The organism is Paenibacillus sp. FSL K6-1230 (assembly GCF_038002385.1).
Lineage (GTDB): Bacteria > Bacillota > Bacilli > Paenibacillales > Paenibacillaceae > Paenibacillus > Paenibacillus massiliensis.
Genome location: NZ_JBBOCK010000001.1, coordinates 5,709,409 through 5,723,969 on the forward strand (window position 1 = coordinate 5,709,409; position 14,561 = coordinate 5,723,969).

The window sequence follows — 14,561 nt, forward strand, 5'->3', positions numbered from 1 at the left end:
TCAATTAAGCTTGTAAAGCTCCTTCTCAGCATTGCTAACCAGACGCTTGGTGATCTCGCCACCAATGGAGCCATTCTCACGAGAGGTTAATTGTCCCCATGGGATATATCCACCTTGGCTTCCTTGTTCAGATCCGAGCTCCGATGCGAATTCAGTATCCATCCCACCAACATTTGCTCCTACTACTGGATATCCGAATTCGGCGGCAATTTCATATTTGAGTTCATTAAGCATTTGCCGACTTGCAGGTACTACTTGTCTTCTGCGTCCCGCTGCCATACACTCACCTCCATCATGTAGTTGATGAAGTTATTGTGCCGATAACAAACAGGATTCAGACAAAGAACTTATTGGTTAAGATGGCTAAAACATTAATGACTCTTACTGTACACTGTATCCGCCTCTTACCATTACCACGATACCATTGGTTTCGCCTTCTTTGACTTGAATACCACGGTCATCTCTTGGAAAGGATATAAGATGATTCTTCGTAATTGCCTGGTTGTGAAAAATCTCTTTACCATCCGTAATATCTATTGCACCACTGGAATCCATACTATATACAACTGCACGGCCATTTCTCACGATAAATTCCGCTCCAGCCTTTGCAAGCAGCTTTTTACCAGGTGTCAGCTCTACTACTTTAATAGCTTCTCCTGACGATGTATTTCCAGTGGAAGCTCCACCTGAGGCTGCACTATTAGAACTGCCAGTCTGTGCTGGTGGCGGAGTCATAGTTGCAGGCGCGCTAGACGATCCGGCTGAACTGCCACCCTTCAGTGCATTGGCGATCTGCTGATCTACATAGCTCTTCGTAACCACAGGATCATCTGCAGTACCAGGTTGCCCTCCACTGGAGGCTCCATCTACGGAGCTATTCATGACGGTACCTGCTACAATGCCTCCACCGATCAGGAACGCCGCTAATGCAATTTTATAAGTTGATTTCATAAAGTCCTCCTTACTACCTAGCTATCTGTATTTCAGTGATGTGCCCCTCTGTCGACCTATTCACTCCAGCCAATACAAGGGAGGGATATTCTCTAATTAACTTAACTATAAAGGCAATCCACGGTTAGGACAAGAAAAAATCCCCTACATGAGGGGATGATAGCAAGTACAATTATTACGTTCTAATACATCATGCATAAAACTTAGCCTTCGCTGGAAGAGGAAGCTCCAGCACCAGCCGATGCCGCCCATGGTTTTTCATAAGCCAGCTTAAGGTTGTCCAATCCAGTAACAATCGACAATTCTTGATGCTTTAACGTCTCTAGCTGCAGCTGTGCCTGAAACACTTCATATTCGGTAGCCATGCCAAGATCATAACGCTTCTTCACGACACTCAATGCGTTCTCTGCTGTTACTTTTCCGCTTTGTAGTTGAGCATATTGTGTTTCCAGCTCTTTGATCTTATTGTACATACTTCTTACGCTATCTGCGAGCTGTTTTTTTGTGTCTTCCGACGTTAATTTAGCCTTCTCAATCTCAATCTTGGTGTTATCATAGGAATTTGCAGTCTGCCCTGTGAACACAAAATAATTTATATTGAGGTTAGCTACTTTCACACGTTGCTCTTGCAACCATACCACTGGGCTGCCTGTTACCACCTGGCTTACTTTGGTTTCAACATCTGATTCAAACACGCTGAATTCCGGGGCATCAACTAGAGCATATCTTTGATCAGGTTTGTAGCCAATTAATGTGTTTAATTGACGATACGAATCCTCAAGTGTTTTTAGGGCAACTTCCTTAGCCGCTTCTTGTTGCTGTACTTTAGAGGTTGCTTGCGTTACTTCAAAGTCACTTGCCATATCATTGGAGCGCTTAATTTGTATAATACGCAAGCTTCTTTGTGCATCTTCAAGGTTTAGATCAGCCATACGTTTGGCTTCTAAATTTGTAATAATGGAATTATAAGCACTTTTAACTTGATATTCCAAGCTATCTTTGGTAATTTCAAGTTGTTTCTGTGAACCAAGATAACCAATCTGTTGTTGCGTATAAGCATTAAATCCAGCATTAGCAGCCTCACTTGTTCCACTTTGTGGGGCCGGAATGAAATCCAGATTGTCTGCTGCATCATCTAATTTGTTGCTTTGTTGCTGCAACGAAGCCTCCTGTGATTTGAGGCTATTACTTGTTTTAAGTGCCATAGCCACAGCATCATCAAATTTCAAAGGCTCTGTATTCGTTTCATAAGTAGCTTCTGTAGCAGGTGTTGGTAAGCTATCCGATTTGGGCGTGGTCCCAACTTCACTTACTGGAGTTGTAGTAGGCTCCGTCGTAATTTCAATCGTTGAGTTGGATGCATTCCAATTTACTTTGGCGCCTAACGACTCTCCAACAAAGCGTAACGGAACAAAGGTTGAACCCTTAATTGATTGTGCTGGTACATCCAGAATAATGGACTGTCCATTTTTATAAGCAGTCTTAGAATTTAATTGCAAACTCAGTGTATCTGTTCCCTTAAGGGCTGTAATCTTCCCTGTAGCCGCATCATATCTTACTTCTGCACCAAGTCCTTCAAAAAGTGAACGCAGTGGAACAAGGGTCAGATCGTTACTCTTGAACGGTTGCTGGGAGTATGATTGTTCAACACCATTAATCAATACGCGGATTGGAGTAGTTGCTGTCTGTGCTGACACCGCTCCTGCGACTGCAGAAGAAAGCAGCAACGTCGACAAAAAAGCAGAACCTAAACGTTTCATGTATGGTTACCTCCGGACTTTCATTATTGAAAAAAGGGTTCCATAAGGAACCCTTTTTTCGTTATTCAAGAATAGATGAGTGCTAAATTACTTGATTGTTACAGTTTTAGCAGTCTCGTCATAGCTAACGTTAACGCCCAGCGCTTGACCTACCCATCTGATAGGCAATACTGTACGGTTGTCTTTAGTTACTGCTTTAACATCCATAGGAACTACAGAACCATTGATGATCAATTGGTTAGTGTTCAGTTTGATTTGTACTACACGGTCACCTTTAAGCAGGGTAACTGTGGAAGTAGCTTTGTCAAACAGAATGTTTTGTGGAGTAACACCCAGAGCATCAGCAACGTAACGAACTGGCAGGTAAGTACGTCCGTTTTCGCTGTAAGGAGCTACGTCAGCTGTTTTAGTTTCACCGTTCACAGTGTAGGAAGTGCTTCCCAGTGTGAATACAGTTTCAACAGCGGATTGATCTGTAGGAGCAGGAGTTGCAGTGTTAGCAATCGCTACTTTAGCTACAGAAGAGTTAGTCCAGCTAGTGTAAACGGAAGTTTCGTTAACGGAACGTCCAGTTACTTCCAGAGTAACGTCACCTTCTGGTACAGTACGATCCAGTGTGATGTTTACATCAGACACTTTGATTGTACTTGCAGTGGAGCTATCGGAATCTACTGTAAATTGAACTTGGTTGTCGCCAGCCAGTCTCTTCACGTTGGAGATTCTCAGGTCACCACTTGTTACTTCAACCTTAGGAGTAGAAGTGAAGTATACTCCGTTTGGCAGGTCCAGAACTACAGTTCTGTCATACTTGAAGGCTTCAGCTTGAGTTTCAGTGATTGTGAAGTCAGCAGCCTTTTGAGTAGTAGAACCGATAATTACGTTTGGCTTAGTAGCAGCTGCAGCAGTTACAGGAGCAACTACCTTAGCGATTACTGCAGAACCAGTTACACCAGCGTTACCACCCAGAGTTACTGTTACATCACCAGTGAAGTCAGCAGCTGTTGCGATTTCAACATTGTCCCACTTCAGCTCGGAGATTTCACCTTGGCCTTGGATCGTGTACTTAGCAGTACGACGGTCAGTACCAGTGTATCCATCGAATCTCAAAGTAACATCTTTGTTCTTGATAGAAGATTTTCCACCAGGAGCTTCCAGGTTGGAGTAGTTAGGACGAGCAGAATCTTCATATACTGCTTCGAATACTGCCTGCCATGCAGTACCTTCTGGCAGAGTCAGTTCGATAGTACGTCCGTTGATCAAGCTATCATCGATGTTTTGCTTCAGGATCAGATCAGCAGTATCTTGCTCATGCTTACCAGCAACGATAGTAGGAGCATCAGTAGCTGTCAGACCAGTACCGAAGTCACCGTAAGTTCCGATTTTAGCATCAGCCAGGTTCGTAGTAGTCTTACCGGATACGCGAGCGATAACATCACCCTTCTTAACCAGGGAAGAATCTTCTACTGCGAAGTTATAAGGAATTTCCAGCTTAGTAGCTGTTTTTTCGGAAGCAGAACGAGTGTCTTTGCTAGCGTTATAAGTAATAACCAGTTCTTGGTTATTATTTTGTCTATCCAGTTCAATTGCAGCTGTTGGCACGTTACCATAGATTCTATCGATGGATTTGCCAGTAGCCAGACCAGTCCAAGCATAACCGTTAGGCAGCTTGATCTTGATCTCAGTGTTGCCATCCAATGCGCCTGCAGTAGGCTCAACGATTACGATTTTAGGCGTGAATTCGTTGTTGGAAGTATCGAGGCTAGAGAAGGACAGGTTCAGATCGTTGCTGTCATTCACGTTACCTACAACTACTTTACCAGTAGGGAAAGCAGAAGAACCTGGTGCTTGGAAGTTAACTTCTGCAGCGCCGTTATCGCCTTCATCTACTTTCAGTGCACCCAGACGCAAGGAGAATTTAACATCGTCACCATCAACAAAAGCAGTCTCATCACCTACATAACGAAGTTCAACTCGGTCTGCAGATTTAAGTACAACTGCAAAATCAGTAACATCTACACCAGACAGATCACTGGAAGCAGACCAGCGAATACCGTTTGGACCAGAAGTTTGGCCAAGGTTAGGGTTGAAGACGTATTGACTTCCGTTTTCAGCTGTGTAGGTAGCACCTGTTACATTGTCACTTGCTCCTGGAAGATCATAAGGCAAGTTGATAGTTACAGAATCACCAGGGCGAATAGTAGCATTCTCACCAATCGTGAAGTTTACAGTACCGAATGCAGAGATTCCACCATCACTTACAGTTGGTGTGTTAGTTACGGAAATACCAGTTGCTGCGTGAATTGCAGTTGGAGCAGTGAGAGCTGCTACAGGTGCTGCTACGCCAGCTACGAGAGCTGCAGTTGCGAACACGTTGATCATCTTTTTGTTAAACTTTGTCATAACCTTTTTTTCTCCTCCTTGAATATCATGCATATCCATATTCTTTTCTTTTTGTCGGATCTTGTCACTCATCAGTCGTTACACCTCCTTTCCGAGCTTTACCTAACCCTTATAAAATGATATCTGTGACAATATCACAGAAGCTTGGAATCAAAATTCATAGAAAGCGTATGGCCACAACTTACTCCAGTATTATACAATGCGATGACATTGTCGTAAAGAAGTTTTTTAGCGTTTTTTGTCTTTACGAATTTGTAACCCATTGTAACCTCTCTGTACCATACTCACACAATTAGACGTGAGCAGGTTCTAAAAAGTTGCGTCTTTTTTAAAAAATTTTTTCAATGTTTTTAAAAAATTATGTACCATGCTTCCTTTAGTCATAATTATACTATTAAACCTATTCTATCGTCACCCAACAACTTTTTCCTATTAACCCTAATTTGGACAAGTGGTAGACGCTAGAAATAGTAAAGCAAAGACCGAACAAAGATGACTGCCCCCCTCATACCAGCATATGCGGAGAGACAGTCGGACATTCTATTCTTTATTGATTTGAATTCACAATATTGACGGTTGCCCCATCTGTCAGCATACTGGACCCTTTAGTGACAATCTGTTGTCCAGCAGTAAGACCCTCGCTGACTTGTACCTGGGTAGAGCTCTCTGCTGCCGGCTTAATCTCTACACGTTTTGCAACAGTTCCTTCTATTATAAAGACGTACTTCTGACCAGACTGCTCCACAATGGCGCTCTGAGGCACCAACAAGCCCTGCTCACCCTCAGACTTAAAGTATATATTCGCGATCATACCAGCCTTCAGGGCCCCACCATTATTAGGGATGGAAATCTCCGCAGGATAGGCACGCAGATCATTGTCCATAACCGAACTAATAGCCGTCACTTTGGCCTCGATTCGTTCATTTAATGCTGCAACTCCTACCGTAACCGGCGAGCCCAGGCTAAGCTTCTGGATATCGCTTTCTGACAAGTTGGCCTTCGCCACAATAGGGTTGGTATTGGCAATCGTAACTACAGCGCTCTGACCTACCATTTGGCCGGTTGTACCATTAACAGCAGCTATACTCCCGGAAATCGGGGCCTTCACTGTAAGGTCTGCAAGCTGGCTGCGTGCAGTATCCAGAGCGGCTTTGGATTGATTGGCAGAAGCACGTGCCACTTCAATTCCAGCTCTTTGCTGCGCCAGTTGGTAGGACTTCTGAGCATTGTCATAGCTGGTTTGCGCGCTCTCTAAGCTAGTTTGTGCGTTGCTAAGCGCAATTTGAGCGTTGTTCAATGCACTTTGAGCCTGTCTTAGGCCCGTTTGAGCTTGCTCCAGCTCAGACTGGGATACAGCTCCAGCTGCATGTAGCTGCTGGGTCCGCTGTGCAGCATTCTGCGCATCTCTCAATGCACTTTCTGCATCAGCTACTCCGTTTTGCGCTTGGCCAATTGCACTTTTTTGTTGGGTTAGGCCACTTTTCGCCTGGTCTACTGCTGATTTAGCCTGTTGGACGCTTTGCTGATAGCCACTTTCCGCCTGCTTCAAGTTCGCAAGAGCGACCTGATAGGATTCCTCAGATTGTCTGATACTGTCCTGTGTATCCTTAGGATCCAATGTGAACAGCACATCTCCTTGCTTTACTTGCTGACCAATCTTCAGGTTAATGCTTTGAATTTTGCCACTAACCTTAGGAGAGACCTGTACGGTCTCATTGGCTGCGAGATTGGCAATAATACCCGCTTCATCGTTAATGCTGCCTTGCGTCACCTGTGATACCTCAACAGATACCGCTTGTTGCTCCTCAGGAGCTGCAGCAGGAGGCTCTCCTCCTGTGCAACCCGCCAAGGCTACCGACAGAGCTAAAGCAGATAATAACACAATACTTTTCTTCTTCACGGTTCCCCCACCTCACTTAGACCTGAACACTGCGTTTAAGCAGCTTGGCTTCTCTTTTTTGCTGTCTTTTCAGTTTGCGATTCTTGCGTTTCTCAATCATATTATCAAATATCAAGTACACTACCGGAATCAAAATCAACGTAATAACGGATGCAAACGACAAACCAAAGACTACAACGACCGCCATAGGCGCCATCATTTCATTAGCAGAACTGGATGAGAGCATCATTGGTAAGAGTGCAAGTACCGTTGATAACGTCGTCATCAAGACTGGCCGTAAACGTTCCGACGACCCTCTTAGAATAGCTTCCTCTCGCTCTACCTTCTGCTGACGAAGCTGGATGATGAAATCAATCATAATGATCGCGTTATTCACCACGAGCCCTGCAAGCATAATATATCCGGTTAGGGCGGTGATACTAAGACTTGTGCCTGTTACTACCAGACCAAAGATTACTCCAATGAGTGTCGGTGGAATGGAGAACATAATGACGAACGGTGTAAACAGGGATTCGAACTGACCAGCCATAACCATGTAGATCAATACTACTGATAGCAAGATCGCAATGGCAAGACTAGTGAAGGACTCCATCATTTGCTCCTGCTGGCCGCCACCAGTATCCACTGTATAGCCCTCTGGCAGCTTCAGGTTGTTGAGCAATGTAGTAACCTTTTGGTTAATCTCGACTGTATTAGCGTTCGTATCAGCTCCTGCCGTTACTTGTACCTGTCTCACCTGGTTCTCACGGGTAATTGTCTGCGGTACATCTACACGTTGCATCGTGGCTACAGACAGTAAAGGTACGTCAATCCCTTGTGCTGTGGTAATACGCAGGTTCTCCAGATAAGAGAAGTCCTGTTGGTACTCCTTCGGCAAAGTAATCTGGACGTCGATCTGGTCATCTCCTGTACGGAATGACGTTGCTACTGATCCATTAAATGAAGTGCGGACAGTAGACAATATCTGTGATGCCGATAGACCATACTGTGAAGCAACTTGTTTATTAACGAGAATCTCATACTCTTCACGTACAGCATCGAGTGAGCTTGTAGCGTTAACTACTCCTTCAATTTTGCCCACTTCGCTAACTAGACTATCTGACAGCTCACGCAATACATCAATATCATCACCGCGTAGGTTGATCTGTACCGCTGAACCTGTCGAGAAGCCTACGGTAGCTTCAATAGTAATATCTGCATCTGGAATTTGGCTCAGCTTGCCACGAAGCTCACTTACTACTTGATTAGTGGAACGTGCGCGTTCATCCAGTAGAGTAACTGTCAAGCTCCCTGAATTCCCAGCGGCAGCGCTGAAGCCACCTGAACTCCCTACCGTTGCAGTCATCATATCGAGCTCCGGGATTTTTTGTATCTCGGCTTCAATCTGCTGAACGACCTTCTCGGTCTCTTCCAGCTTGGTACCATTAGGCATTTCCAAAGTAACCGTGAAGTTACCTTCATCACCAGCCGGTACAAATTCAGCCTTGACGAATGGTATCAGCATACCTGCGCCAATAAACATTAGAATCGTAATTGCTATGATGGATTTCCGGTGGCCAAGACTCCATTTTAAAATTCTAGTATAGAATGCCTTAAACTTCTCAAAGCCGATATTGAACCAAATGATTGGGTTCGCTCCGCGGTATGTACCGGAAGTATATATAGACTCGTCAGGCACCTTAGGCAGCCAGATGGAGCTGAGCATTGGAACGATCATCAATGATACGACCAAAGCCGCAATGTGTGAGAAGATAACCGTCAGCGCCAGTGGCTTGAACATCTCACCTGCAATACCATCTACGAAGACAATTGGCAGGAACACGACAATCTGGGCCAAGGCAGAGGCCATAACCGCATTACCTACCTGCTTGGAGCCATCAATCGCCCCCTGAAGCATGCTCTTACCCTCGTGTCTTTGCCTGAATATATTCTCAATAATAACGACGGCAAAATCGACGAAGGAGCCGAGTCCGAGAAGCAAACCACTAAGCGAGATGATATTTACAGTCTGATCTGTAAAGTACATCATCATAAATGTCGCAATAAAGGAAATCGGGATTACTACAGCTGCAATAATCGTAGAGCGTGGGCTGTTCAGGAACATAAGCAACACTGCCGAAGCAATGACCAGACCCAGAATGGCGTGCTCTACTAGCAAATATACAGAGTCACGAACAGGCTCTGATGCATCAGTCACGAGCGTTAACTCCGTGCCTGCAGGAAGCTTGGCTCTAACGGAGTCCAGCCTATCCTTAACAGCATCTGCTATTGACAGCGTATTGCCACCTGAAGCTTTGGTGACCCCGATATTAATACTCGGCTTACCGTTGAAGGTCGAGATGGAGTCGATGTCAGCCAGACTATCCTCCACTGTGGCGATATCCTTCAATCTCACAGTCCCACTACCTGCTGGTATCAGCGTTTCTCCAATTTCAGAGACTGCCTGATACTCACCCTGTACGCGGATCTGTATTTCTGTATCGCCCCGTGTAACGGAGCCGGCAGAACCAGACAGGTTGTTCGCGGCCAACATCTGGCTTACCTGATCCAATGTGATGCCGTAACCCTGCATTTTACCTGGATCGAGCGTAATGCGGATCATCCGATCCTGACCACCTGCGATCGATACGGATGCAACTCCGCCGATTCTCTCCAATTCGGGTTGAATCGTCTCGGTAGCAACACTCTTCAAAGTGTTGATATCCATATCGCCTGTGAAAGCCAAATTGATGATCGGAGTGGCATTCAAGTCGATCTTCAGGATGCGGGGAGCGTTCGCTGAGTCGGGCAGAGCACCTCTGACCGAATCAATCTTATCGCGAACATCAAGCAATGCCTGATCCAGGTCAATTCCCCAATTGAACTGAATCATAACCATGGAGGAGCCCTCCGACGACTGTGAACTGATGGTGTCAACATTTTGGACGGATGCCAGACTACCCTCAATCGGTTTCGTGATTAATTCTTCGACTTCACTTGGTGTAGAGTTCGGTGCGCTGGTAACAACCGCTGCAATCGGCAGGTTAATATCAGGCATCTGCTCTACTGGAAGTCTTAGTGCGAATATTCCGCCTCCAATTAATAGGGTCACTATTAACATGAATACAGTGACCGGACGACGGATGGAAAACTGTGACATCTCACCACTCCCCAATTACTATGAATCTGTCTCGTTTTTTTACTGCATCTACTGGTATTACGCCAGTAATACAAGCAGGTTTCAGTTTGGCCCTAGATAAAACGTATTTTTTTATAATAGTTACATTTTAAAATAAATTGCCAAAAAAAAACCTACATTTAAATTTATTATTGCACATGTTTGTACACCCGGTCAAATGGAGATATCCCCCGGTTAGAGGACGTAAAAAAGCTTCCCTTTATACGCCTCAGCCATCCGGCATGAAGCGTATAAAGGGAACGCCTAGATTACATCTTAGGAAGCAATTTCTTATCAATCATGACTCTCGCCATAATAATCGCGGCATCTCCGCGCAGCGTCAACGCTGTAGGATTAAAATTAGCTCCTGCCTTAGGATCACTAGCATCAATTGGCGAACCTGCAATAATCCCCTTCTTCGCAATCGCTAGAACAGAAGGCTGTGCATAATAATCAATTGTGTTAGCATCCTTGAAGTACTTGGACAGATCTTTAGTGACTTTATCACGATTGGTCTCCAGCTTCAGGTCAAGTGCCTTCGCAATGATGACGGCAGCATCCTGGCGCGTAATCGGGTTATCTGGACCAAAGGTTCTTGGTTGCGAACCCTTTACAATACCTGCTCGAGCTGCTGTCTCAATATATCTGAAATCATACAATGCAGTTGGTGATACAGTCGTTAGAGAATCACTGACATCGTCAAAATGTTTTGCTCCACTGTAGTTCAACGGCAACTGAAGCCCCTTAACAATCATCGCCGTGAACTCGCCTCTATTAATATAAAGATCTGGTCCAAAACGGTTTACAGGGTCTACTGGGTTCATAACACCCTTGGCATACATGGTCTCCAGGAATTCTCTGGCATAGGAATGACTGATAATATCAGAATATGACTCTCCTACTTTACCAACCACATAGTACCCAAAGCGGTCAAGTGGTACCTTTATTGTATTTTTCTTGGCGTCAACGACACCACCAATATTTTGCCAAGCGTTAATATCCGAATCAAATCGGAATACAGTAATTCCTTTTCCTGCATCATTAGCAACACTGTCATCGTATTTCAATGTTAATGTAGCTGTTTTTGATGGCACTAATTCATTTCTGGCATCACGATTGTAAAAGCTACGGATTGTAGGCTTTGTGCTTAGCTTCGGATTATCCAGCAACTGATATGGATCAGCACCATATTTTACAGGGTCATAAGCATTACTAGTATTAATATCATCTGCTGTTCCCGGATCTATCCAGTATACCGGGCTGGATTTGATGAACTTTTCAGGGAAGCCCCGTCCAAAGAAAGTAGCCCCTCTAGATATGATGTCTTCCATATCTTTTATATCATTGCCATTTTGGTCTAGTTCAAATTCGTGTCGATCTACTACACCATCTGTGCTATTTGCTATAGCAAAGTAGAGTGTGTGCCCCGAAAAGACCTGATTTTTAAATTGCTGTGGTACATCATAATCTCGACGAATCAGGCTGGTTCCTCTTGGGAATGCCAGTGTTACATCACCATCGAATATTTTATGGGATGATTTCATGGCTTCCATGAACTGTGCACCCGGAATATTCGTTGGTACATATCTCACGGTGAAGGTCTGATCAACCTTCTGGCCTCCCGAAGTCACGGTCACAGTTACTTTGGTGTCCGTATTCGCTTTTAGTCCTGTAATAATCGCTTTCCAAGCAGATGGTTTATCCACAACACCATCGAAATTGGAATCAAAACCAGTCTGCTCTGCTGCTATTTTATTTACAACAACAGAATCTGCATTAGCCGCATCTACTATTACTTCTACGAAATTCTGATTCAAGATGCGCTTCTCAGGCAAAGGACGCAGCAGCGTAAAGCCTGTAGATTGTCCCGATACTTGAAGCCGGAACGTGGCGGATTGGCCACCTTTACCGTTGTTGTACAATGCGATATTGTACACCACAGCAGAACCGTCTTGTGGAATCTCCTGATCGCGCAAGATGAAGCTGAAGTACTTTTTGTCTGGATGGTAGTATACAACCAAGCCATCTACAGCTTTGCCTTCATTGTAAATTTTAGTTTTATTATTAGCTGAAATGAATTCGTCATTTAGAGTCCATGTCGTAGTATTTCCACTAGATGGCGTAATCTCGAGAATATAGTTACCGCGGTTAGTAACAAGATCAACTTCGGACTGCACATCATTTTCTGACTTGCCAAGATCTACAAGTTGGAACGTACCAAAGACATTCATTTTACTTTGATTCGTCGTATATTGGTTATCATTAATCTTAGTGAAGTTCTTGTCTGTTGCCTTTGGTGCGAGTTCCTTATACTCCGGCTTTCTTTCCAGTCCACTAATTACGGTATAGGGCAATACACCCTGTGTACCCGGGAATGGAATAATTGGAATATTGGTCTGTGCAAACACAACATTGATCGTGTTCTCATAGGAACCATTCGCAGAACGATATACCAACTTGATTTCATTGTTACCGATATTCAAGGCACCCGCAGCCTTGTCATTATCAGCAATATTCAACGTAAAGCCACCTGATGCTGCACTAAGCTCGACTTCTACATTATTAATGTACAGAAACAGGTTTTTGTTTGAGCCCGTATAAATTACGCTCGACGAAGATGGAATATTCAACAATTGACCGGCAAAGTTCCCCATAGCAGTCAGCTTAGCCGTATTCGTGTTGCCCTTTGAAGTATCGAGTTCAATGCGTTGTCCATCATAAATGCTATTGAACTTGGCAAATGGTCCATAGAGCAAATTAACCGTTGCCTTTACCGTTTTGGTTGGATCTGAACCCACATAGAAACTCAGATCGTTGGTGCCTTCCTTAGGCAATGTTTGCATGTATCCAATTACTTTTCGCACAGGAGTAGACTTACCGTTAATGACACGCGTCTCATCACTCTGCAAGTTAGCTGGTACTACCAGAGACCCTGCAATACCTGGAGCCAGTTGTGGATTTCCTGATCCATTCACAATAATGAATTCCATACCCACCGGCAGGGATTGAATATCCGTTGTTGTGTCCTTCATAGACGTTCCAGTTAGTGTTTTTGCTGTCGTAATTGCCGTATTATCATTTGCATTGATTCTAGTGAGCAACTGTGAATTGAAATCCGGCAAATAATTAACGCTGTAGATATAAGGTACAGTGCTGTTGCGCAATGTGAAGTGAAGCACAGATGCAGATGAAGTTGTGCCATCTGTATATTTCGCAGCAAGAGCTACTCTTGTACGCTTATCAAAGCCTACCCCTGCTGGAACGGTACCACTAAAGGTATAGGTCTTGTAACCACCTGTAGTTCCAGCATCTACTGTGACCATAGCCACATCTGTTGAGGTCAGATCTGCATTACTGAACGTACCTAATACTTCATTAACTACTGGGAAGGTACTCCCAGCTGGAACTAGCATTTTACCAGAAATCTGAACTCCAGTATTACCAGCTACCGTAAAATCTGGCGATGTTGACAGATCAGCCGATGTATTTCCATCTCGTTGTAGAACTACATCATAAAATTCAGGGTTACCTGTATAGATCGTAATTTCTCTTTCTCCAATTACGCTTTGTGTTCCATTGAATGCTCTAATCGTTACCTTATTGCTCCCTGGAGCTAACGTAACAGAGCCTGTAAATAAATAGTTGTTAGCACTAGACACGCTGTAGGTCGTGTTACTCTTGTCAGATGACAAGGTCACACTTGTTGCATTTGTGGCAGTACCTCTTATAATCACTCTTACATCGTCTGTCCCAGAGTTGTTATTATCCACCAGAACAGTCGTTTTTCCTTCAGGAAGCCCTTCTGTCTGGCTACCTAATGTAGCTGTCAGATTGGATAACTTAGGACCATCCTGATACTCGATGTAGATGCTGTCTTGCATGTTTGAAGAATTCTGATTACTGAAAAATGTGATCTTGTTCATACCAGGATACAGCTTCAGGTCGCTTACTGTAATGTTCGATCCTGCAAAGGCCAGTCCTGTTCTAAGATTCTCCGATTTGTTGTTCGTAGCTACACCATTTGATAGCTGAACCACACTGTAAGAAATCGAATTACTGCTTACTCCGTTAATGGACCCCTTGAAAGTAACACGCTCTGTGTTCACTGTCTTAGGCAAGCTCATGTCATAGCTTTGATCAGGAAAGATGAAAAACGTCCCTGCAGCACTTGCCGTTCCCATCCAGCCTGTTGGCAAAATGCCAACGACCAAGGCAAACGTCAAAAGCATGGAAAATATTCGCTTCAAATTATTATCCTCCTTCAGTCTGTCGCACCTTGGGTACGCACCGATACATATTTTCTTTATCGGCAGTAAACATACATAATTTTAGGAGTTTCACAAAAAAGAGAGAGGAGAAGTATGAGAAAATAAATAGCCAAAATGCAAAAAAA

7 protein-coding genes are annotated in these 14,561 nt (G+C 44.2%); all 7 read right to left on the bottom strand.

Annotation, left to right across the window (positions count from 1 at the left end):
• The 7 genes from MKX74_RS25330 to MKX74_RS25360 all read right to left on the bottom strand — a co-directional run bounded on the left by MKX74_RS25330 (position 1) and on the right by MKX74_RS25360 (position 14,415).
• Positions 1 to 279, bottom strand: a complete 279-nt coding sequence (locus MKX74_RS25330; RefSeq protein WP_025681494.1) for an alpha/beta-type small acid-soluble spore protein — start codon at positions 277 to 279, stop codon at positions 1 to 3.
• A 102-nt stretch (positions 280 to 381) separates the two neighbouring features.
• Positions 382 to 951 (bottom strand): hypothetical protein, encoded by a 570-nt coding sequence (locus tag MKX74_RS25335; RefSeq protein WP_341180162.1) that lies wholly within the window; start codon positions 949 to 951, stop codon positions 382 to 384.
• Positions 952 to 1,154: 203 nt separating this feature from the next.
• Complete coding sequence (locus MKX74_RS25340; protein ID WP_341180163.1) at positions 1,155 to 2,711, bottom strand: stalk domain-containing protein; 1,557 nt, start codon at positions 2,709 to 2,711, stop codon at positions 1,155 to 1,157.
• A gap of 87 nt (positions 2,712 to 2,798) precedes the next feature.
• Positions 2,799 to 5,183, bottom strand: coding sequence for a copper amine oxidase N-terminal domain-containing protein (locus tag MKX74_RS25345; RefSeq protein WP_341180164.1), 2,385 nt, complete (start codon positions 5,181 to 5,183; stop codon positions 2,799 to 2,801).
• A gap of 475 nt (positions 5,184 to 5,658) precedes the next feature.
• Positions 5,659 to 7,011: an efflux RND transporter periplasmic adaptor subunit gene (locus MKX74_RS25350; protein WP_341180165.1), complete on the bottom strand. Its 1,353-nt coding sequence runs from the start codon at positions 7,009 to 7,011 to the stop codon at positions 5,659 to 5,661.
• 16 nt (positions 7,012 to 7,027) lie between these two features.
• Positions 7,028 to 10,150: an efflux RND transporter permease subunit gene (locus tag MKX74_RS25355; RefSeq protein WP_341180166.1), complete on the bottom strand. Its 3,123-nt coding sequence runs from the start codon at positions 10,148 to 10,150 to the stop codon at positions 7,028 to 7,030.
• A 287-nt stretch (positions 10,151 to 10,437) separates the two neighbouring features.
• The gene (locus MKX74_RS25360) at positions 10,438 to 14,415 is read right to left on the bottom strand and encodes an S-layer homology domain-containing protein (protein ID WP_341180167.1); all 3,978 of its coding nucleotides are present in this window, start codon (positions 14,413 to 14,415) and stop codon (positions 10,438 to 10,440) included.
• Positions 14,416 to 14,561 lie beyond the last annotated feature (146 nt).